Raw genomic sequence first — 21999 nt, forward strand, 5'->3', positions numbered from 1 at the left:
GAGAGAAGGCACAAAGTAACAAAGATTAGCCCAGCATCCGCTCCAGTTCCGGCATGTATACGTTGTACAGAATGTAGGTGATGATGACGAGCACCACCATGATGATCACCAGGCTGTAGTTGGATTTACGCACCCTTTCGTTGCGGTACCGTCCGGCGGCTTCGCCACCTGCTCCCTGGCGGAAGCCGCCGCGCAGTCGGGTCTTGATGCCTTCCACACCCCCGTTCTGCAGGGTCTCGATACGCATCCGCCGTTCTTCGGCTTCCTCCTTCTTGGGGTCCCAGTACCGGGGCTTGTAGGAGAATTGCTGATTCTTGGGGGTCTTGAAGAGGCGTAGGAAAGCCATGCGCGCGGTGTTTTATTGGTCAAAATAACGTTTCCGGTAAAGAAAAGATGCAGGCGCGCTGCGGGGTGGCGGTGGCCGGATGGTGAGTGGTCCGACGATTTAATGGTCGGACCACTTGGTCGTCCGACCACTGAGCGGACGGACGAGGTGGTACCACAGAGCAACCCTCCGCCCGCTTAATCGGTTACCTTGGTACCCCCGAAACACCATTCGAGATGAATCTATTCCTCATTCTGCTATTCCTGATCAGCCCCACGGCGCACGACTACCACGTATCCAAAACCAACGTCCGCTACGTAGCCGAACGCGGGCAGGTACAGGTGGAAATGCAGGTCTTCGTGGACGATCTGGAAGACGCGCTCGCCGATGCCGGTGCCCCCCGCCTGGATATCGGCACCCCCGACCAGCACCCCGACACCGACCGCTACCTTACCGCCTACCTGGAAAAGCACTTCCAGATCCAGTGGAACGATAAGGCCCTGCCGGTACAACTGGTCGGTTACGAATTGGAAGACGATATGCACGGGCTGTGGATTTACCTGGTGGCGGACGAAGTGGCCGACCCCCAGGGCATCACGGTGCAGAACAGCGTACTGACCGAGTACTACGCCGACCAGAAAAATATCGTCAAGTTGTTCAACGGCCAGCAGCGCCTGGCCACCCTTCTTATGGACCGCAACCGGCCGGCCGGTACTTATTGATGCGCGGCCATTGCCACCCGCTACCTTTACCGCCGGAGCCACCCACCGTATGACCGAAGCAGAAATTCTCCGCCCCCACGCCGAAGTAGCCTACGCCCACGAACTCCGTGCCCTGGAGGCCCATGACACCGGCGTGCGCCCCACCGGCTGGCGCCTCAGTCCGAAAGCGGTAGTACGCTACATCGTTGGGTATACCCTCCCGGACGGGACCGAGATCACCACCAAGTACTTCGGCGATCGCCGCCTGATCGAGGTGGCGGTGGCCAGTCTGGTCACCGACCGTGCCCTGCTGCTCGTCGGGGTGCCCGGTACGGCCAAGACCTGGCTCAGCGAACACCTGACGGCCGCCATCAGCGGCGATTCCACATTGCTGGTGCAGGGTACGGCGGGCATGAGCGAGGATGCCCTGCGGTACGGCTGGAACTACGCCCGCCTGCTGGCCGAGGGTCCGAGTGAAGCGGCCCTGGTGCCCTCACCCGTGATGGTGGGCATGCGCGAAGGCAAACTGGTGCGGATCGAGGAGCTTACCCGCGTTCCCAGCGACGTGCAGGACGCCCTCATCACCGTGCTGTCGGAAAAAATACTGCCCATCCCCGAGCTGAACCGCGAAACCCAGGCCCGGCGGGGTTTCAACGTCATCGCCACCGCCAACGACCGCGACCGGGGGGTCAACGAATTATCGAGCGCCCTGCGCCGCCGCTTCAATACCGTAGTGATGCCCCTGCCGGCCACCCTGGAAGAAGAGGTACGCATTGTCGTCGACCGAAGCCGGGCCGCCGCTGAACGCATGCAGCTTCCGCCCGTGATGCAGGATGCCGCCGCCGAGATCACGAAGTTGGTCACCATCTTCCGGGAACTCCGCAACGGCCGCACCGAGGACGGCCGTACCCAGCTCAAATCGCCCAGTTCGACCCTGTCTACCGCCGAGGCGATCTCGGTCGTCAACCAGAGCCGGGCCCTCAGTTACCACTTCGGCAACGGCGACATCGAAACCGAACACCTGGCCGCCAGTCTCTCCGGAGCGGTAGTCAAGGAGCCCGAGCAGGACGGCGCCGTCTGGCGGGAGTACCTCGACGTGGTGGTCCGCAACCGTAAAGGTTGGGAAGACCTCTACGCCGCACTGTAGCGGGCGGATTGCACACCGTAGATCAGCAGCGCGAAGACCCCACCATAAAAAACCGGACTGATTACCTTTGCGTTCCCCAAACCGACACCTGCCCGAACCGACTGCGGCGGCAGGACCTTCAACAAAGGGGAACCCGGTTCCACCATCATTTGGCGAAGCCCGCAATGGAGCGATAGCCCACTAATTATCTATGCGCGTCACCGAACACTTTGAACGGGCCAACGGCCAGACCCTCCTTAGCTTTGAAGTACTTCCCCCCCTCAAGGGCGGCAGTATGCAGGCCATCTTCGATACCCTGGATCCGCTGATGGAGTTCGAGCCCCCCTTCATTGACGTCACCTACCACCGGGAGGAGTACGTCTACAAGAAGCGCCCCAGCGGCTACTACGAGAAAACCGCCATTCGCAAGCGGCCGGGGACGGTCGGCATCTGCGCGGCCATCATGCACCGCTACGGCGTCGACGCCGTTCCCCACCTGCTGTGCGGGGGCTTCACCAAGCAGGACACCGAAAATGCCCTCATCGACCTGGCCTTCCTGGACGTGCAGAACGTACTGGCCCTGCGCGGCGACGCCCGCAAGTTCGAAGGGAAGTTCGTGCCGGAAAAGGAAGGCCACCACTACGCCTGCGAACTGGTAGGGCAGATCGTGGACATGAACAACGGACATTACCTCGACGAGCTCATCAAGGACGAGCACGCCAGCAAGACCAATTTCTGCATTGGCGTGGCCGGCTACCCCGAGAAGCACTTTGAAGCCGCCAACCTGGAGCACGACCTGCGCTACGTGAAATCCAAGGTGGAAGCCGGCGCCGACTACATTGTCACCCAGATGTTCTTCGACAATCAGAAGTACTTCGACTACGTCGACGCCTGCCGCAAGGTGGGTATCAACGTACCTATTGTACCCGGCCTGAAACCGATCACCAAGCTGTACCAGCTGAACGCCCTGCCCCGGATGTTCCACATCGACCTGCCGGACGATCTCGTCACGGCCATGACCAAGGCCAAGGACGCGGAGGCCCGCGTACAGGTCGGGATCGAATGGTGTACCGCCCAGAGCAAGGAACTCAAGGAACGCGGCGTACCCTGCCTCCACTACTACACCATGGGCGACAGCTCCACCATCAAAGCAATCGCCGAGCAGGTGGCTTAAAAGGATTCCCCGCAAACGTTGCAAGTTTGGCCAAAGCCCGTATATTTGCGGCCGCTTCTGGCAAAATGGCGCGGTAGCTCAGCCGGTTAGAGCGCAGGATTCATAATCCTGAGGTCGGGTGTTCGAGTCACCCTCGCGCTACAATAAAAGGACCTCTCCGAATTCGGAGAGGTCCTTTATTTTTTAACCTCGAGGCAAATATCAGTTGTCACCGAGCCATGCCCATCAGGCGGGCACCAGGAAGGTGCGCTGAATATTGGACACCGAATTGGCGAACTCCGGCAGCACCTTGATCCGGTTCCATTCGGGGTGGGCGCCGAACTTGGCCCAGTTGGCGTCGCGCTCTTCCATGTCATCGAATTGGAGGAGGTAAGCCAGGGCGGGGCGGTGGGGCCCGGCGATCAGGTTACCGTAGAAGACGGCATCCAGATCGGTGTCCTTGAATATCTCCAACTCGTGGTCGTTGAACATGCGAATCTTGCGGCGCACGGCGTCTTCGGAGTAGCCTTCGTATACCCGCAGTTCGAACAGCCCGGCGTTCGGGTCGGTGCCGATTGACTGCGGCATCCCGGCGAAGGCCTCAAGCAGCCACGAGGTGAAGCGGGTGTAAATCGGCTTGTCGGACGTCACGGCATCGTACTCCTGGGCGGCCTTTTGGTATACCTCGTCGTCGGTCAGCGACTGCCCGGCCACGAAGGTGGCCGCATCGGGGAAGCTGATCATCACGTGAAGCTTCGCGGGGTTGGGGTTGCCGTATTCGTGGAAGAGGGCAAACTGGGTTGCTCCCTTGCGCAGCAGGGCGGGGTAGAGGGCGTTGGTGAGGTAATCGCGCAGCAGTCCTTCGTTGCCGCCGAAGTTCATCTCGTAGATGCGCCACTCGATGATCTCGCTACCGGCTGCGGACTGAGGTCGGCTTACCGCACCCAGCTGGCTTCCGGCCACGGCCATGGCACCTGCGGCACCCGCCTTGATGAAATTTCGTCTTTGCATGGTTGATCTTTTTCGGAAAGATAGAACTTCTGAGCCGGCCGGCGACTATACCATCATCGGGACACCTCCCCCGGGAACCCGCCCTTCCCCTAAAACTTAAAAGTAGCCACCGTGCAGCACCCCGACTGGTCCAAAAGCGCCGTCCTCTACCAGATCAACACCCGTCAGTTCACCCCCGAGGGAACTTTCCGCGCCGCCACCGCGCAACTGCCCCGCCTGCGTCAGTTGGGAGTGGATATCCTATGGCTTATGCCCGTTCAGCCTATCGGCGAAAAGAACCGCAAGGGGGAACTCGGTAGTCCTTACTCGGTCCGCGATTACTACGGCGTGAATCCGGAATTCGGCACCCTCGACGACCTGAAGGACTTCGTCCGCCACGCCCACGAACAGGGCTTCAAGGTCATCCTCGACTGGGTAGCCAACCACACGGCCTGGGACAATGTGCTCGTGGAGCAGCACCCGGAATGGTACTCACGGGATTACAAGGGCGATTTTCGGCCCACGCCCTGGTGGGACTGGTCGGACATCATCGACCTCGACTATCGAATCCCGGAATTGCGGGCCTATATGCGCGAGGTCATGGAGTGGTGGGTACGCGAAGTCGATATCGACGGCTACCGCTGCGACGTGGCGGGCTACGTGCCGGTAGACTTTTGGGAGGAAGTGCGCCGCAGCCTCGACGAGATCAAGCCCGTTTTCATGCTGGCCGAGTGGGAGAGCCGCGACCTGCACCGGGCCGCCTTCGACGCCACCTACGCCTGGAGCTGGCACGAGACCCTTCACCGCATCACCCACGGCAAGGATGGGGTAGGGGCGCTCTTCGTCTACTACTCCTGGAACGAGCGCGCCTGGCCGGAAGACGCCATGCGCCTGGCCTTCACCGACAACCACGACAAAAATGCCTGGGAAGGCACCATGTACGAGATGCTGGGCGACGGGCTCGAGGCAGCCATCGCCCTATCCTTCATCGGCGAGGGTATTCCCCTGATTCACAACGGACAGGAAGCGGGGCTCGACAAGCGTCTGGCCTTCTTCAGCCGCGACCCGATCGAGTGGAAGGAACACCCCTTTGCTGAGCTCTTTGCCCGCCTCAGCGCACTAAAAAAGGAGCATTCCGCGCTGGCGAATGCTCCCTGGGGGGCCACGATGATTCGGGTCCCCAACAATTATGAGTCCGAGGTGCTGAGCTTCGTTCGCCAGGACGAGAACGGCAAAGTCTTCGCCATCTTCAATTTTTGCGGCGAGGCGCGGGTGCTCCGCTTTTCCGAACGGCTGTATCCGGGGGTTTACACCGACGGCATCACCGGCCGGCAGGAGGAAATCTCAGTAGACGAAGACGTGGCCATGCAGCCCTGGGGGTGGCGGGTCCTCATCGGGGCCTAGGCCATTGGGTCATCGGGGAAGATTTTACAAGCTGCCCCGATGACCGCCGGGCCGTAGGTCAGACCAGTTCGTCCAGTGTACGTACGTCCTCTTCCTCAAGCTCAATCGATGCGGCCCGGGTGTTTTCCCTGAGGTGGTCGACGGAGCTCGTGCCCGGGATGGGCAGGATATTATCGCTGTGCGCCAGCAACCAGGCGATGGCGATCTGGTAAACACTGCTGTCGTACTTTTTGGCGATTCGCTGGAGGTCCTGGTTTTCCAGTGCTCCGGCATCCAAGGGGTACCAGGGGATAAAGGCGATGTTGTTTTCGCGCGTCCAGGCGACCTCATCCTCCCATTGCCGGTCGGTGAGGCTGTACTTGTTCTGTACGCTTACCACCTCAAAGTGCTCTTGGGCTTGCTTGATCTGGTCTACGTTGACCTCCGAAAGTCCGAGGTGACGGATCAGGCCCTGTTGCTGGAGTTCGGCCAGTTTGCCGAGGAATTCGTCGGCGGGCACCTTCTCGTCGAAGCGGTGGAGTTGATACAGGTCGATGCGTTCGAGTTTCAGCCGTTTAAGACTGCCCTTCAGGGCGGCTTCCAGGTGTTCGGGGCGGCCGTTCACGGGCCACTGGTTGGGTCCGGTACGTTCCAGCCCGCCCTTGGTGGCCACCAGTAATCCTTCGGGGTAGGGGTGCAGGGCTTCGGCGATGAGTTCCTCGGAAATGTTGGGCCCGTAACTGTCGGCCGTATCGATGAAATTGATGCCGAGATCCTGGGTGGCTTTCAGTACCCGGATGGCTTCGGCCCGGTCCTTGGGCGGACCCCAGATTCCGTCTCCGGTGATGCGCATGGCCCCGTATCCGAGGCGGTTGATGGTCAGGTCTCCGCCCAGGGTATAGGTACCCGATTGCGCGGCAATGTTGTTTTGCGTACTTAACATACTAAAGTTTGATAGTTTAAAAATGCACGAGGACGCTGCCGGGGCGTAATCATAAAAAAACCCGGCGCGCGCTCTCCTTTGGTAACGGGAGAGCACGCGCCGGGTTCTTGAAGGTGCCGGCTTGCCGGTATGCGTTTAGGTATCGTTCCCGTCGAGGCTGCCGAGGAAGGCGACCAGGTCGCGGATCTCCCGACGCGTCAGTTTCTCTTCCATACTGGGCATGCTGGACGGCAGGGTTTCCTCCTCCGCGATCTGGCTGCGGGGGATGGTCTGGATGTCTTCCTTACCTACCTTGATCTTGATGGCTTCCTCGGTGCGTTCCATCACGATTCCCGCGGTGGCGGTGCCGTCGTTCAGGGTCAGGTATACGGTCTCGTAGCCGGGGGCCAGCCGGGCGCTGGGGCGGATCAGGGCCTCCAGCATCTGCCGGTGGGTGAGTCGCTCGGCGATTCCTTCCAGACCGGGGCCTACGTTGCCCCCGTATTCGAATACGGCGTGGCAGCGTACACACTGCGCCGCCTCGTCGCGGTAGAAGATGTCCCGTCCGCGGCGTACATCGCCCCCTTCCAGCGCCAAGGCGTAGAGCCCGAGGTCGCTGTCGACCTCACCCGCGTAATCGGTCAGCAGGGCATTGAGCTTGGGATCTCCGTGCTGCTCAACGGCCTCGGCGAGATCGAGTCGGACTTCCGTCGGGATGTTGCCCTTTTCCAGGCGCTCCAGCAGGCGGGCAAAGAGTTGGGCGGAAGCCTCGCCCTTCATCTCCGACAGTCCCTGCAGGGCCGCCTGTTGCTCGACGATGGTACCCCCTTTCATGACCTTATCGTACAGCTCCATGGAGCGTTCCTGCGGAATGCCGGAACTGGGGAGGATCTCCAGGGCGCGGGCGCGCAGGTTGCCGTCGCGGGCCGCCAGGGCGGTTTCAAGGCTGCGGTCCAGATCGGGGGCATCAAGATTGTTCAGGGCGTTCAGGGCCGCGATGCGCACGGCCGGGGTGCGATCCCGCTCCAGCAGTTTGGTCAGTTGGGGGATGGTCTCGGATAACCCGAGCCGGCCTGCGGCCTGGATGGCCGCTACCCTTACTTCCTCGCTTCCGCCGGACATCAACTGCGCGATGGCGGGGGCGATCGCCTTGGAGGCCACGGTGGAGTCGCGATTCCACTCACCCCGGTAGCGGCCGTCCACCCGGTCGAGGACCGAGGGGTGGCCCCAGGTAGCCAGTGTAGAAAGTGCCTCGGCCCGCAGGACGGCGGGAGCATCCCTGCGCTGCACGTAGCGCACCAGGCGCTGCACGCTTTCCTCTCCCCCTACCCGGAGGTTGGCGTTAATGGCCCGGCGAACGAGGGGTTCGGAAGTAAAGCGAGCTTCGTCGAGCGTCGCGGCGAGGGCCGGCAGCGCTTCGTCGATCGAGTAGTCGTCGTTGATCGCGCGGGCGGCCTCGGCGACAATGTATTCGTCGCGGTCGGTCAGGAACTCCGCCACTTCGGGCGACTCCATCCGACGCAGGGCCACCACTGCTACGGTGCGCAGTTCCCGGGAGGGATTGTCCTTCAGGGCCACCATCGCTTCCACGTTTCCGATACGGCCCAGAGCGATCATGCCGGCCATCCGGATGTAGATGTCCTGGCCGTCGTTCTCCTCCAGCACTGCGAGGATGGGCTCCACGGCGGCTTTGTTCTCGGTGCGCCCAAGGGCCTCGATCGCCATGAATTTGACCCGGGGCTCCGGGTGGTTAAGGGCCTGGATCAGCTCCCGGCCAGCACCCTTGTAGCGGACGTCGCCGATCATGCGGATGGCCTGGGCCACGATCTCGGAATCCTTATCGGACAACAGGGGCACTAAGGCCTTTGCCCGTTCAGCGTCCTGGCGGGCCAACTGCCCGACCCCCCAGATGCCGTGGATGCGGCCCAGTTGGTTGGTGTTGTTCTTTGCGGTGGCCAGCAGGACGTCGAATCCCTCGTCGCCGCGCTTGACCAGCTCGAACTGGGCATTCCGCCTCACCCGCTGGTCCTGGTGGGCGAGCATCAGCTGCAGGGAATCCAGCGAGACCTTGCTCACGTCGGTGGTCAGCAATCGCTTGGTTTCCTGCCGAATGGGCGAATCCGCGCCGCCCGGGACGTCGAGTTTCCAGATCCGGCCCTCTCCTTTGGGGTTCCAGCCGTTGATCCAGTCGCCGAAGTATAGCGCTCCGTCCACCCCAAAGTCGAGTCCGGTGGGCAGCAGTCCAGACACCACTTCCTTGGTCGTTCCCAGTTTGAAGCCGGCCCCCTCCGGTTCGAGGGTGAAGGCGTGAATGGGCGAATTGGCCGGGTTACCGCGGAATTCGGCGACGAAGAAGTGCTTGTAATACTGGGGCCCGAGGGCGGTGCCGGGGTTGTAGACAAAGCCGGTGGGGCCGTTGACGTAGTTCTGGATCGGGGGGAGGAAGTAGGCGGCCTGCCCGTCCCAGCGCGGTTCGTACATGCGCTCGTCCATCCACACCTTGTAGTCGTTGTTGTCGGGGTCGGTGTATTTGCCGAACTGCCAGTTGATCCGCCAGCCGGTATCCGATCCGTCGATCAGGTAGACCAGCCGTTCGCTTTCCCCGCTGTGGTCGCCGTCGTTGTCCTCGGAGATCAGGTTGCCGTAGTCGTCGAAGACGAACTCGTGGGTATTGCGCAGTCCCATGGCGAATACCTCGAAATTACTGCCGTCGGGGTCGCAGCGGACGACGGTACCGCGGTTGGGGTATTTGTGTTCCTTGCCGTCCTTGTCGATGACGTTCATTCCTACGTCGCCCGCGCCCCACCAGATGCGGCCCTGGGGCCCGACGGTGACGCCCGACATGCCGTGGCTGCCGAATCCGATATGGACGATCCAGCCGTGGCTCAGCGACTCCTTCTCGTCGGCAATCCCGTCGCCGTCCTTATCGCGGGTGCGCCAGAGGTCCGGACCCACCGAGATGTAAACCTCCCCGTCGTGGTACTCCACGCCGTTGGCCAGGTCGGTGATCTCCTCGTTGAAGTCTTCGAGGTACAGCTGCGCGCGGTCGGCCACGCCGTCGCCGCTGCGGTCTTCCACGAACCAGACTTCCTCCTTTTCGTGGGTGAGGTCCCGCCAGTCGAGCTTGCCGTCGCCGTTGAGGTCCTTCAGGAAGCGCTCCGATTCTTCGCTGCCTTCGGTGAAGGTCTTGCGCAGGAAGGCGCGCCGGTCCTCCACGGATTGAAAGGAGATCGAGGCCGTCATCCAGTCGCGGTGACCGCGGATGTCGAATTCGGAGTTTTCCTGGCGGGTTGCACTGGTGTAGTAAATCCTTCCGTCGGGGGCCACGCTTATCGCTACCGGATCATTGACCAGCGTATCGCTGGCCCAGAGGGTGAGCTCGAGGTCGTCCTCCAGTTGAATGTTGCTTTCGGCGCGAATCTTGCCGGCCAGGTCGGCCGCGGCAGCGGGGTCGATCTCAACGGCCCGTACGGGATAGATCGGGTCGGTTTTTTCGGGTTGCTGGGAACAGTAGGCCAAGGTCATCAAGCCTAAAAACAGGGGGAACAGTCTTTGCATGATCGGGGGTTAATCGGTCGCTAAAGATAGCGGGTGACCCCCAACTTTCCGGTCCGGAAAGGGGAAAAAGCGGTAAAGTTGTCAAATTGACACATTACGGCGATTCTCCGCTTGCCCCGGCACCCGCGCGCCGCCGCCCGCGGAAGGTTTTTTGGCCCATTCGGTAACCTCGGGGAGGCCTTGGACAGACGGCTCCCGGCAGCAGGGAAAACTTTAGCTCACCCTCTGCCGCGGAATGTATCCTGATTAAGACCGGCACTCCGCTTCACGCCAGGGGTCGGAAGTCCGCAAGGAGTGATTATCCCACCAAGGTTCCCCGACTCGTGTAGGCGTTCTCTGCCCCCGCCTTTTTCTCCAGACGGGCATCCACGTAGCGGGTGAGAAGGTAAGAACCAATCAGGCTAACGGCGATTCCCTCCATTATGATAAATACGCTGGCGGTTATGGGGGTGAGGGCGGTACCCAGTGGCGTAGCGGCCTGTAGGTCGGCCATAAGGCCATCGTCGGCGATCAGGAAAAGGAGGAGGAAGATGGCGAAGGCGACGGTGCCTACCGTACCGATGTACAGCCCCTGGGCCACGCCGCTAACGTAGTTCTGGTGGGTGTCGGGTTGTTTGATGCGTAGCTCTTTGATGCCGTAATACAGTATGGCCATGTGCAGGACACCGTTCACCACCCTCAGCTGGTAATTTGCCGCAAAGCCCAGCAGGTAACTCAGTAGGAATATGGCCACCAACCCACCGAAAAAATACAGGCCATACTTGAGCGCGATCGTTTTCATAATTTTGCAATTGAACAAAGTATCCAACTTCAATTGTGTATACTTAGTTCAACCCAAAATATTGTTTGACCATACAGGGGATTTTCCGATCAGTTTGCGAGTGCGCTTGTCGGGCTGGTTATCCTCATTTAAGGCGGCCTGATTTTCTGCCCACCTCTGCAAACGCGACGGCGTGAAGAAACTGCGGGGTGGTATCCGCGGCGATTGTGGAAGGGTCAGGAGCCCGCCAGCGTTACGATTTCTTGGCTTGCTCGGTAGCGTCCAGCAGGTCCTGGGTGGCCTGTTTGAGCTCGTCAACGGTGCCTTCGGGCGCGGAGTCTTCCCCCTCCTCATCTTCCGGCTTCTTTTTGCCGCGCCGGCGGGTCTTCTTGTGCTCGGTCTGGTCGGCGGCCGACTTCTCGCGGGCGACGGCTTCGGCCTCGGCGGTGTCTTCCGGACTGCTGCCCGCCGCCGGGGTAGCCGGGAAGGGCTCCTTGCTGAATTCCAGCTTATCGTTGCCCAGGTCGGCGTAGATGGTATCCCCGGCGATGAACTTGCCCGCGATGAGGTCCTTGGATAGGGTGTCTGCCAGGTCGGCCTGCAGCACCCGTTTCATGGGGCGGGCGCCGAACTGGGGGTCGTAGCCGCGTTCCGCCAGCCAGCCCAGGGCGCGGTCGCTGATCTTGATCACCATGCCCTGGCGCGCCAGCATTTTTTCGGTCTTGCGAAGCAGCAGCCGCGCGATCTGCTTGATCTCCTCGCGGGTGAGCGGGGTGAACATGATGCGCTCGTCGATGCGGTTGAGGAACTCGGGGCGGAGATTCTGCTGCAGGGTCTCGAATACCTCCTCCTTGGTGGTTTCGATGATTTGCTGCCGGTGCTGGTCGTCGACGTGGGCCAGGTCCTCGAAATTCTCCAGGATCGTATCCGAGCCCATATTCGAGGTCATGATGATGATGGTATTCTTGAAATTGGCTACCCGACCGCGGTTGTCGGTCAAGCGGCCATCGTCGAGCACCTGCAGCAGTACATTGAAGGTGTCGGGGTGGGCCTTCTCGATCTCGTCGAGCAGCACGATGGAGTAGGGTCGCTGCCGCACGGCCTCGGTGAGTTGTCCGCCCTCGTCGTAGCCTACGTAACCCGGAGGCGCGCCCACCAGCCGGCTCACGGTGTGGCGCTCCTGGTATTCGCTCATGTCGATGCGGGTGATGGCGCGCTCGTCGTTGAAGAGTACCTCGGCCAGGGCTTTGGCCAGTTCGGTCTTGCCCACGCCGGTGGGCCCCAGGAAAATGAAGCTGCCGATGGGGCGGTTCTCGTCCTGTAGCCCGGCGCGGCTGCGGCGCACGGCGTCCGAAACGGCGTGGACGGCCTCCTCCTGCCCGATCAGCCGCTTATGGAGCTCGTCCTCCAACAACAGCAGCTTGTCGCGTTCGCTCTGGAGCATCCGCTGTACCGGGATGCCCGTCCAGCGGGCCACCACCTCGGCGATGTCGTTGGCGGTCACCTCTTCGTTGGTGAAACGTTTCTCGTCGGGCAGGTTTTCCAGTTCCTTGTCGGCCGCGGCGAGCTGCCGCTTCAGGTCCTGCAACTGGCCGTAGCGGATCTTGGCAACGGTCTCGAAGTCGCTGTTGCGTTCGGCGCGGGCGGCTTCGTGCTCAAGTTCCTCGATGGTCTTTTTGATGTTCTGGCTCTGGTCCACGAGTTCCTTCTCGTTGCGCCACCGTGCACGGAGGCTGTCGCGCTTTTCGCGGGCGTTGGCGATCTGCTCCTCGATGATCTGGAGCTTGGGCAGACTGTTCTCTCGCTTGATGGCCTCGCGCTCGATCTCGAGCTGGCGTACACGGCGGTCCCATTCGTCTATCTCTTCGGGCACGCTGTCCAGCTCCAGTCGAAGGCGGGCGGCGCTCTCGTCAATGAGGTCGATCGCCTTGTCGGGAAGAAAGCGGTCGCTGATGTAGCGGTTGCTCAGTTCGGCAGCGGCGACCAGCGCCTCGTCGAGGATCTCAATCTTGTGGTACACTTCGTAGCGTTCCTGCAGGCCGCGCAGGATGGACACGGTGTCCTCCACGCTGGGCTCCTCTATGCGCACGGTCTGGAAGCGGCGCACCAGCGCCTTGTCCTTCTCGAAGTATTTCTGGTACTCATCCAGCGTAGTGGCTCCGATGGTGCGCAGGTCGCCCCGCGCCAGGGCGGGTTTGAGGATGTTGGCGGCGTCCATGGCCCCGTTGCCGCCGCCGGCCCCGATCAGGGTGTGGATCTCGTCGACGAAGAGGATGTACTGGCCGTTGCTGTTGTTCACTTCCTTGATTACGCCCTTGAGCCGTTCCTCGAAGTCGCCCTTGTACTTGGCCCCGGCTAGCATTCCGGCGATGTCGAGCACGAAAATGCGTTTCTGCCGCAGGCTCTCGGGCACATCGCCTTTCACGATGCGCCAGGCGATGCCCTCGACGATGGCGGTCTTGCCTACGCCGGATTCCCCGATGAGCAGGGGGTTGTTCTTTTTGCGGCGACTGAGGATCTGCAGCAGCCGGCGGATCTCCTCGTCGCGGCCCACGATGGGGTCGAGTTTGCCGCTTTCGGCCCGCTCGTTGAGGTTGACGGTGTACTTCTGCAGCAGGTTGTAGGTGTCGTCGCTGGAGGGGTCGGAAACGGTCTTGCCCTTGCGCAGTTCCTCGATGGCCCCGCGGATGCCGTCGTTGGTGGCGCCCAGGTCCTTGAGGATGCGGGCTCCCTTGTCGCTGGCGCCCTGGATGATGCCGAGCATCATCAGTTCGATGCTGATGTACTGGTCGCCGAAATCGACGAGCATTTTCTTGGCGCGGCTCAGGGCGCGGTTGGCGTCGCCGGTGAGGTACTGCTTCGATTGCCCCTTCACGCGGGGGTAGTCCTGCAGGATCTGCTTGAGTTCGCGGCGCACTTCCGGCAGCCCTACGCCGACCTTTTTCAGGATGAAGTCGGCCACGCTCTCGTCCACCGTAATGATGCCGGCCAGGAGGTGGGGCGTATCCACCTGCTGCTGGTCCATCTCCTTGGCGATCTTCTGGGCCTGGATGATGGCTTCCTGTGCTTTGGTGGTGAAGTTTTCGTAAGTCATGTGGCTAGTATAAGCTATTCAAATCGCAAGGTAACGTAAACGCGCACCGCTTCCTGCTCTGGCACCACCCGCCAGGGTGGAGATTCGACGAGTGCGCGCCGCACGTATTCCTGGGTGGCCGGGTCGGCAGGGCCGCGAAATTGCGGATCGGTAAGGCGGCCGTCCGTAGTAACCACGAAACTCAGGTTTACGTTGCCGGCGGGTACGTCGGCGGGGCGATGGTCAGCGAGGTACTGCCGCAAGGCCGCATAGTCCGCGGCATCACTTGACTCGACCAATGGCGCCGCCGCTGCCGCCCGGATCATGCCATTGGCCGATCGGTCAGCCGCGACCGACAGGGGTTCGAGGTCGATGAGGAGCGCGGCGTCGTCTTCGCGCACGCTGAGGGTGTCTTTCCGGGTGCCGGGCAGTCCGACCACCAGCTCTACGGGCAGCCGTACGTCGGCCAGGGTGAAATGGCCCGCACTGTCGGTTCGCACTTCATTTCCGTTTTGTGCCGTTTGTATTTCCGCTCCCGCCAGGCCTTCGCCTTTGTCGCCGATCACGCGGCCGGTGAGTCCGGCGGCGGGGGGTGGGGCGCTCATCTTTCTGGCGGCGGGCGCGGGATTGTAAGTGGTCGGCGCGTCGGCTTCGCGGGCGGCGGGGGCGGTTGCCTGTTCCGGGGCGGATTCCGATTCCGATGGGCGGCGGGGCGCGGGTGCCGGGGGCGCGGCCTGGGGAGCGGGGGGTGTGGTTTCGGTGTCCAGGGCTTCGGTCATGGCCGTGATCTCCTCCGGCTGCCCGAAGTAGCGCGGCAACAGCAGGGCGGCCGTAGCCAGCAAAACCAGCAGGGTAGCGGCCACGGCGTAGCGCGTGTAGCCGATCCGGCGCACGGTCGCTTTGGGGCGTACCCGGTCGACCATGGCGTCGATGCGCGCGCGGTGGTCGGCTTCCGGTGCCTGGGTGAGTCCGGCGAGCGCTTCCCGCAGACCCTCATCCCTGGCGGCACGGCGCGCCAGCTCCGCTTCTTCCGGGGCGGTCAGTGCGCCGCTGAGGTAGCGGCGCAGCAGTTCGTCGTCGTGGGTGGATTCAGTTGACACGTGGGTCGATGGTTGCTTGGCGTCCTTCCAGACAGATTTTGAGGTTGCGGCGCCCGTTCTGTAAATGAGAACGCACCTGGCCCACACTTAGATTCAGGCGCTCCCCGACGCTGGCGTAGCTCTCGCCGGGAGTGAGGTAGAACAGCCGGATGCATTGCCGTTGTGCCTCGTTCAGTTGCTTCAGGCAGTGGTGCAGGGGGCGGGTATCCGGGGGCGTTTCTGCTGTTTCCTCTGCTTGATGCGGCCATGCCCCGAAATGCACAAGCGGATCTTCACCTTGCCGGACCGGGTCCCGCTTTTCCCGCCGCAGCTGCATCAGACAGTGGTTGCGGACGACCGTCTGCAGCCAGGATCGGAAGTTGGTTACCTCGTGGCGCGGCAGCTGCTCCAGCAGCACGGTGAAGACCTCAGCACCCGCGTCCTCCGCCCGTTGTGGCGTCCCCAGGTAGCGCAGGCACCAGGCGTAGATCAGTTCCGCGTAGCGCTCGTACAGGGGCAGCAGTCGGGTGGCGTCCGGCTGCCGACGGAATGCGCGCAAAAGATCCAGGTCCGTGACTTCACTGGCCATACCACAAAGTAAAACACGGCCTCCAACCACACAGTACAATGCGGCCTCAGGCCGCGCAAGTACAATGCGGTCTCCCGACCGCGCCAGCAAAAAGCGGCCTCAGGCCGCGCCCGTACCAAGCGGCCTACCCAACAGCCACCACCACCCAAGCCAAATAAAAAATTAATTGTTGTTTTCAACAGAATAAAAAACAAATCCTATATTTATACACCCAAAATCACCCACCATGCGCACCCTCTACCTCCCCAACTCCCCCACCCACATCACCTACCGACTGTACGGCAGCATTCCGAACTTGCCTCTGCAGAAGCTCCACAGCAGCCACCGCCTGCAGCGGTTGCGACTGGAGGAGCAATATCCTCAGGTCCGTCGCCGCGCGGATCAAGAGTTGCGCGAAGAATACCTGGAAGCCTGCCGGGCGGCGGAAATTGACCACTACCTCAACTACGACCGCATGCTCGACGCGGCCATGACGGGGCCCCGCTACCTGTGCGGCAGTAGCGCGAAAAGGATCGTTTTAGATTCCTGGCACCACCTGGCCCGGCAGCACAATCTGCGGATCTATGCCATCAGCGTGATGGATAATCACGTCCACGTACTCCTGGAGAACCGCTCGGCGGATCAGCTGGTCTCCCTGGTCGAATTGCTCCGCAACCATAAGAAGTACACCGCCACCCAGCTTAACCGCCTTCACGGCACCCCGGGACGGCGGGTCTGGGCCGAAAAGGAGTACACGCGTACGGTACGCCGGGGTGGGTTCGAGCACGTGCTGTGGTATGTGCTGAATAATCCGGTAAAGGCAGGACTGACGGACGAGCCGCTGTCGTGGGCGGGCAACTGGTGGGCGGATGAGCTGTACGAGGCGTTTATTTTGAGCCGGGTGGCTTAGCGCGACCGGAGGTCGCGTTATGCTGGCGCTGCCTGAGGCAGCATCGTGCTTGCGCTGCCGGGAGGCAGCATTTTACTGCCGCTGACCTGAGGCCGCTTTGTACTAGCGCTGCCTGAGGCAGCATTGTACTGGCGCTGCCGGGAGGCAGCATTTTACTGCCGCTGCCCTGAGGCCGCTTTGTACTAGCGCTGCCTGAGGCAGCTTTGTACTGGCGCTGCCGGGAGGCAGCATTGTACGGGGTGGCGTACCTTTCGCGCCAATTGCAGATCGTACCCCATGGATAATCATACCTACGTAGCCATAATGGCCGGTGGCGTCGGCTCCCGTTTCTGGCCCGCCAGTCGGGAAGACAAGCCCAAACAGTTCCTCGACATCGCCGGAGACGGTCGCAGCCTGCTGCGGATGACTTTCGAGCGCTTTCTCAAGCTGACCTCGGCCGACAAGATCTACATCGTCACCAACGCCCGGTACAAGGACCTCGTACTGGAACACATCCCCGAGATCGACGCCGGACAGGTGCTCTGCGAACCCAGCCGCAACAATACCGCGCCCTGCGTGGCTTACACGGCCTTCAAGCTGCACAACCTCGATCCCGAAGCCAACTTCGTGATCGCCCCCAGCGACGCCCTCATCGTTAACGACGGCCTTTTCGCGGCCAACATCAACAAGGCCCTGCGCTTCACGGCCGAAAACGACGCCCTGGTCACGCTCGGCATCTCTCCCGACGCCCCGCACACAGGCTACGGCTACATCCAGTTCATCGACGAGCAAACCGGCACCGAAGACGTCTACCGCGTAAAACGGTTCACCGAAAAGCCCGACCTGGAAACGGCCCAATCCTTCCTCAGCAGCGGCGACTACCTCTGGAACGCCGGCATCTTCATCTGGCGCGCCAAAACGATCCTGGACGCCTACGAGCAGTACGCCCCCGAGATCTACGCCCTCCTGAGCCAGGGCCTCAACTACTATAACACCGAGGAAGAGCAGTCCTTCATCGATGAATTCTACCCCCAGACGCCCAGCATCTCGGTAGACTACGCCATCATGGAGAACGCCCGGAACATCTACACCATCCCCGCCCAGTTCGGCTGGTCCGACCTCGGCGCCTGGGGCGCCCTCTACCACGAAACGGAGAAAGACCCCGACGGCAATGTCCTGTCGGGCAACATCATCACCGAAGACACCCACAACAGCTACATCCGCGGCCCCCAGGGCAAGCTCGTAGTAGTGGGCGGCGTCGATGACCTCCTCATCATCGATGAGGGCGACGTCCTGCTCGTCTATCCCCGCAACCGCGAACAGGAAATCAAGGCCCTTCGCGCTAAGGCCGAAGCGGAGCATGGGGAGCGGTATGTTTAGATGGGGTAGGTTGGTACCGCTATAATGGCAAGGAACTGAACGAGGAGTTGGGGCTTTATAAGTACGAGGTGCGGTGGTATGATCCGAGTATTGCGAGGTGGACCTCGGTCGATCCGCTGGCGGATAAAATGCCGGGATGGAGTCCCTATAACTACACGATGGGCAATCCGATCAACCTAGTTGCTCCAGATGGTCGCGAGCCGATCAAGCCTTTTGTGGGTACCGCAGCGCAATTCAAAGCGTTGCTGGATAATAGTCCCAGTAAAGTAGGTCAATATACCGGCCAAGCTGCAAATAGATATGTCGGCAGCCTAGGTAATACCGAGTTTAGCTGGAAACAAATGCGCCCACTACCTACTCAAACGGGATACTTCAATCAGAAAAAAGGTAGGTATATCTATACTGAAAAAGGGGGCTGGGTTGATATGGCTCACTTCATGTTTTATGCAGGGAAAGCCCATCAATACAAAGCCGATGGACACGAGAATCCAGTTGGTGAAGCTGTTCAAGATGGCTTTGCTCAAGAAGCTAGCGATAGCTGGGTTGCAGGGCACTCTGCTTACAGCTATGAAGATTTACCTAGCGACAAGTTTGGGGCCGATTTTGCCACCAATTACTTCGATCCAGATAGTGATGCTACACTCGGAGAGCAGATCCTTTCGTATCTCAATGAAGTGTTAGGAGCTACAGATCCGGAGAATGCTCCAAACTATGATCAACTGCCAGAAATGGATGGAGAGAGAAATGTTCCTTCTAGACAGAACAGAACTACAACTCCTGTTTACACTGAAGATAATCGATAGATGAAATACTTAAAAGCAAGGGGGTGGCTAAATGCTTTTCTAGCTTTAGTTATTTTCGTCGTCGCTACATTGTTCGCGTTACAGTGGAGGGAGACTAGTCAAATGAGAAGTCAGGGAAAAGTTATCGTCGACTTAGTGGAGAGGTATCGAGTAGAACAAAATAAGTTGCCACAGTCGCTTAGCGATATTGATTACCAGGCTAATATGGGTAATGGTCCTTACTATGAAGTTCTCGACAGTGCAGACTACCGGATATACTTCACGATTGGTTTTGATGAATTATATCAATACAGCTCAAAGAATAACCAGTGGAAAGAGGTGCCGTAAGTTTTGCAACTTACTATCATGTTTATCATCCCTTGTCGCCCAATGAGCAGCGCCAACGCAGCCCGACGTGAGGAGGGTTGACGGTGGCGCTTAATATTAGCTTCGCTGCTACTGCGTGGTGGGCGGTCTTCTTGACTTCTTTTCTGTCACGTTGACGGGCACGAGCACGAAGTACTGCGCAGCAAAAGGCGACCATGCAGCTCCGCTGCGAGTCGCCTTTCGTGCTTAACGAAGGCCGGTTTGGCGCGGAATACGACCGAACGACTTGGGGGCCGAAGTGAGCGAGACCAAGTCTAAACATTTGACCTCGTGACACGGAGCGTCAGCATATACCACAAAGCACGTCACCACACCACCCGCCCAAGTCGGAAATGGCAAAGCCAGGAAGGTGAAAGTATTCAGTACCGGCTATCACCCCAGGCCGTCACGTACTGCCAGGAATAATTCACTTAAGGCCCCCATTTGCGCCACCACAGAGCCCGGCCGTTCCCGACTTACCCGGCACCCGCGGCCCCGCCCCATACCAAAGACGAGTTGCGGTACCAAGAGACTGCCGCCCTAAGGAACTAACGCCCTAAAGAACTAACGCCCTAACCCCCTAAAGAACTACCCATACCGTTCAGCAAACTCCTCCACCGTAGGCCGAAACCAATAGAACACGCCAAGCATCAGTACCACCAAGGCCAGGGGTTCGAAGTTGTAGGTCAGCAAGGAGATGACGGTCAGCAGCAGGGTGGCGCTCTCGATGATGGCAAGGCGGATGAGCACGGTTGCCCGGTAGCTGCTCGCGGCGCGCTCCATGACCCGGGGCAGGCGCTTGATGGAGCGCACGCGGAACTGGTCTATAAACCAAGCACCCCCCACCATGCACACGGCGTAACCGGCGATGATGTAAAGGTCCGTCTCCCCGTCCATAAAGAAGCGCGGCTCCTCACCCCGGATAAGGAACCACACGATGATGGCAAACACGAGCTGCCCCATCAGCATGGCGTAGAAGATCGTCTGCAGCTTCTGGAACCACCTATTCGATTCCATGCATCATCTTTTTCATCCACCCGCTGATGGCGATGAAGATCACCGCGGCGGTGATGGGCACGGCGGCGAAGATGGCGAAGAAGCCGCTCAGGCCGATCTGCTCGGCGATGGGATCGATGTAGGAGCCCGTAAGGCCGGCGGCGAAGTTGGCGATGAAGTTGGCCACGAAGAAGACGCCGAACATCAGTCCGACCAGCCGCACCGGGGCCAGCTTGGATACGTAGCTCAGTCCCACCGGCGAAATGCACAGCTCACCCAGGGTGTGGAAGAGGTAGGCCGCGATGAGCCAGAACATGCTCACGCTGGCGGTTTTGGCCCCGTCGGGGATGCTGAGGGAGCCCACCGCGAGGATGGCGAAGCCGATACCCAGCAGCGTCAGACCGAGGGCAAACTTGATGGGGCCGCGGCGCAGGAAGGAGATCCGCTTCTCCCACAGTTTGGCGAAGGCCGGCGCAAAGCAGATGATGAACAGGCTGTTGAAAATCTGGAACCAGCCGGCGGGTACCTCGGGGGCTTCGGCCGTGAACTGTTCGAAGAGCATGTTGCCCAGCAGGCCCCAGATGCCTACGAAAGCCAGCGCCAGCATGAGGTTGGAAACGGTATACTGCCGGAAGGTCACGGCAAACAACTTGCTCAGTACCCACGTGAGAACCAGCACCGGAATGACGGTGATGAGGGTGTTCGCCACCCGGAAAATCTGGGCACTTCCGCCGTCCAGCGTCCGGTCAGTATAGTCCAGGGCGAAGATCGTCATCGATCCCCCCGCCTGCTCGAAGGCCCACCAGAAGAAGATGATGAAGAAGCTGAAGACGACGATCGACCACACCCGGTCGCGCTCGATCTTGGTGAGGGCATCATCCGAGACGATCCAGCCCACGAAGGCCACCACGGAACCGAGAATGATGGGCGGCATGAACTGCCTGCTTACGGTTTGTATGAAGTTGGGCTGGTCCCCGCCGTACGCGTCGATGAGCCAGTAAAAGGCCCCGGCGATGAAGAGGCCGATGAGGGCCCAGGTAAAGGCGCGCTTGCCATCGTCGTCGCCGGCTACCGAGGGGGCGGTGGATTGCTCCCTGGTCCGGAGGGTGCCCATCGAACCATCGACCGTATAGCCCTCCGGCTCCACGGCGGCGGTTTCGGTTTCGGTAGATTTGGGTTGATTCGAAGGATTATCGGGGTGGTTCGGCGCAAGGCCGATGTTGCCGAAGATATCCTGGGCCAGCCAGAACTGCACCAGTCCGATGAACATGAAGACACCGGCCAGTCCGAACCCGTAGGCGTAGCCGTACGCTTCGCTCTCCCCGTAGTAGCTGCACAGCAGGATGCCGAGGAAGGCCCCGGCGTTGATGCCCATGTAGAAGATGGTGTAGGCGCCGTCCTTCAGGTCGGTGTCTTTCTCGTATAGCTGACCGACGATGGAGGAAATGTTGGGCTTGAACAACCCGTTGCCGATGATGAGCAGTCCGAGTCCCGTATAGAACAGGCCCGCCGTCTCGAAGGCCATGGACGCGTGGCCCAGGGTCATGATCAGCGCCCCGAGCACCACGGCGCGGCGGTAGCCCAGCAGGCGGTCGGCCAGGATGCCCCCGATCATGGGCGTGAAGTAGACCAGTCCCGTATAGATACCGTACAGGGCCAGGGCGTCGGCACGGTCCCAGGGGTTGTCCGCGAAGGCGACGTCAACCAGAAATACCACCAGCAGCACCCGCATTCCGTAGTAGCTGAAACGCTCCCACATCTCGGTGAAGAAGAGCACGAATAGACCGGGGCGGTGGCCGAAAATGCTGCCCCCGTCTTCCGGGTGTCGTAGGGTACTTGTATCCATCAGGTTTGGTTAAGGTTAGTGTGGCAGGGCGACCGGGCGACCGGCACTGCCGTAATCGGTGAATATCAGCAATAGTAATTCGCGCACGCCGGGGTGAGCGAC

At 60.7% G+C, this 21999-nt stretch carries 17 protein-coding genes, 1 tRNA gene and 1 pseudogene; 9 read left to right on the forward strand and 10 right to left on the reverse strand.

Annotation, left to right across the window (positions count from 1 at the left end; genetic code table 11):
* Nucleotides 1–25: 25 nt before the first annotated feature.
* Entirely contained in the window at nt 26–346 is a 321-nt protein-coding gene (locus E4021_RS09255) for a hypothetical protein (protein WP_136458674.1), read from the reverse strand.
* A 215-nt stretch (nt 347–561) separates the two neighbouring features.
* On the opposite strand from E4021_RS09255, the gene E4021_RS09260 reads away from it, so the two are divergent.
* The 4 genes from E4021_RS09260 to E4021_RS09275 all read left to right on the forward strand — a co-directional run bounded on the left by E4021_RS09260 (nt 562) and on the right by E4021_RS09275 (nt 3467).
* Complete coding sequence (locus E4021_RS09260) at nt 562–1047, forward strand: DUF6702 family protein (protein WP_136458676.1); 486 nt, start codon at nt 562–564, stop codon at nt 1045–1047.
* Nucleotides 1048–1096: 49 nt separating this feature from the next.
* On the forward strand, nt 1097–2173 hold the full coding sequence (locus E4021_RS09265) for an ATP-binding protein (protein WP_136458678.1): 1077 nt from the start codon (nt 1097–1099) through the stop codon (nt 2171–2173).
* A gap of 190 nt (nt 2174–2363) precedes the next feature.
* Complete coding sequence (gene metF / locus E4021_RS09270; protein WP_136458680.1) at nt 2364–3326, forward strand: methylenetetrahydrofolate reductase [NAD(P)H]; 963 nt, start codon at nt 2364–2366, stop codon at nt 3324–3326.
* A gap of 67 nt (nt 3327–3393) precedes the next feature.
* Nucleotides 3394–3467, forward strand: a tRNA-Met gene (locus tag E4021_RS09275).
* Between the two features lie 84 nt (nt 3468–3551).
* Here the strand turns inward: E4021_RS09275 and E4021_RS09280 are convergent.
* Nucleotides 3552–4316 (reverse strand): NIPSNAP family protein, encoded by a 765-nt coding sequence (locus E4021_RS09280; protein WP_136458682.1) that lies wholly within the window; start codon nt 4314–4316, stop codon nt 3552–3554.
* A gap of 111 nt (nt 4317–4427) precedes the next feature.
* Here E4021_RS09280 and E4021_RS09285 point away from each other — a divergent pair, with 111 nt between their 5' ends.
* Nucleotides 4428–5699, forward strand: a complete 1272-nt coding sequence (locus E4021_RS09285) for an alpha-amylase family glycosyl hydrolase (protein ID WP_136458684.1) — start codon at nt 4428–4430, stop codon at nt 5697–5699.
* A gap of 58 nt (nt 5700–5757) precedes the next feature.
* On the opposite strand, the gene E4021_RS09290 is transcribed toward E4021_RS09285, so the two are convergent.
* The 6 genes from E4021_RS09290 to E4021_RS09315 form a co-directional block, all read right to left on the reverse strand.
* Nucleotides 5758–6621: an aldo/keto reductase gene (locus E4021_RS09290; protein ID WP_136458686.1), complete on the reverse strand. Its 864-nt coding sequence runs from the start codon at nt 6619–6621 to the stop codon at nt 5758–5760.
* Nucleotides 6622–6756: 135 nt separating this feature from the next.
* On the reverse strand, nt 6757–10158 hold the full coding sequence (locus tag E4021_RS09295; RefSeq protein ID WP_136458688.1) for a HEAT repeat domain-containing protein: 3402 nt from the start codon (nt 10156–10158) through the stop codon (nt 6757–6759).
* Between the two features lie 298 nt (nt 10159–10456).
* The gene (locus E4021_RS09300; protein ID WP_136458690.1) at nt 10457–10939 is read right to left on the reverse strand and encodes a DUF4199 domain-containing protein; all 483 of its coding nucleotides are present in this window, start codon (nt 10937–10939) and stop codon (nt 10457–10459) included.
* 232 nt (nt 10940–11171) lie between these two features.
* A complete protein-coding gene (locus tag E4021_RS09305) occupies nt 11172–14012 on the reverse strand; it encodes an ATP-dependent Clp protease ATP-binding subunit (protein WP_136458692.1) in 2841 nt (946 codons plus the stop codon).
* A 14-nt stretch (nt 14013–14026) separates the two neighbouring features.
* Nucleotides 14027–15091, reverse strand: coding sequence for a hypothetical protein (locus E4021_RS09310; protein WP_136458694.1), 1065 nt, complete (start codon nt 15089–15091; stop codon nt 14027–14029).
* Nucleotides 15081–15659: an RNA polymerase sigma factor gene (locus tag E4021_RS09315; protein ID WP_136458696.1), complete on the reverse strand. Its 579-nt coding sequence runs from the start codon at nt 15657–15659 to the stop codon at nt 15081–15083. Before E4021_RS09315 ends, E4021_RS09310 begins: the two co-directional genes overlap by 11 nt.
* A gap of 226 nt (nt 15660–15885) precedes the next feature.
* Here E4021_RS09315 and E4021_RS09320 point away from each other — a divergent pair, with 226 nt between their 5' ends.
* The 4 genes and pseudogenes from E4021_RS09320 (at nt 15886) to E4021_RS09335 (ending at nt 19037) form a co-directional block, all read left to right on the forward strand.
* The gene (locus E4021_RS09320) at nt 15886–16548 is read left to right on the forward strand and encodes a transposase (RefSeq protein ID WP_136458698.1); all 663 of its coding nucleotides are present in this window, start codon (nt 15886–15888) and stop codon (nt 16546–16548) included.
* Between the two features lie 276 nt (nt 16549–16824).
* Nucleotides 16825–17907, forward strand: a complete 1083-nt coding sequence (locus E4021_RS09325) for a mannose-1-phosphate guanylyltransferase (protein ID WP_246050262.1) — start codon at nt 16825–16827, stop codon at nt 17905–17907.
* 20 nt (nt 17908–17927) lie between these two features.
* Nucleotides 17928–18710 (forward strand): annotated as a pseudogene (locus E4021_RS09330) (RHS repeat-associated core domain-containing protein); the annotation flags it as partial.
* A complete protein-coding gene (locus E4021_RS09335) occupies nt 18711–19037 on the forward strand; it encodes a hypothetical protein (protein WP_136458702.1) in 327 nt (108 codons plus the stop codon).
* A gap of 606 nt (nt 19038–19643) precedes the next feature.
* On the opposite strand, the gene E4021_RS09340 is transcribed toward E4021_RS09335, so the two are convergent.
* Both E4021_RS09340 and E4021_RS09345 read right to left on the reverse strand, forming a co-directional pair.
* The gene (locus E4021_RS09340; protein WP_136458704.1) at nt 19644–20072 is read right to left on the reverse strand and encodes a hypothetical protein; all 429 of its coding nucleotides are present in this window, start codon (nt 20070–20072) and stop codon (nt 19644–19646) included.
* Nucleotides 20059–21897, reverse strand: coding sequence for a peptide MFS transporter (locus E4021_RS09345; RefSeq protein ID WP_136458706.1), 1839 nt, complete (start codon nt 21895–21897; stop codon nt 20059–20061). The genes E4021_RS09340 and E4021_RS09345 overlap by 14 nt, the downstream gene beginning before the upstream one ends.
* Between the last annotated feature and the right edge of the window lie 102 nt (nt 21898–21999).

This window comes from Neolewinella litorea, from assembly GCF_004803465.1.
Taxonomy (GTDB): Bacteria; Bacteroidota; Bacteroidia; order Chitinophagales; family Saprospiraceae; genus Neolewinella; species Neolewinella litorea.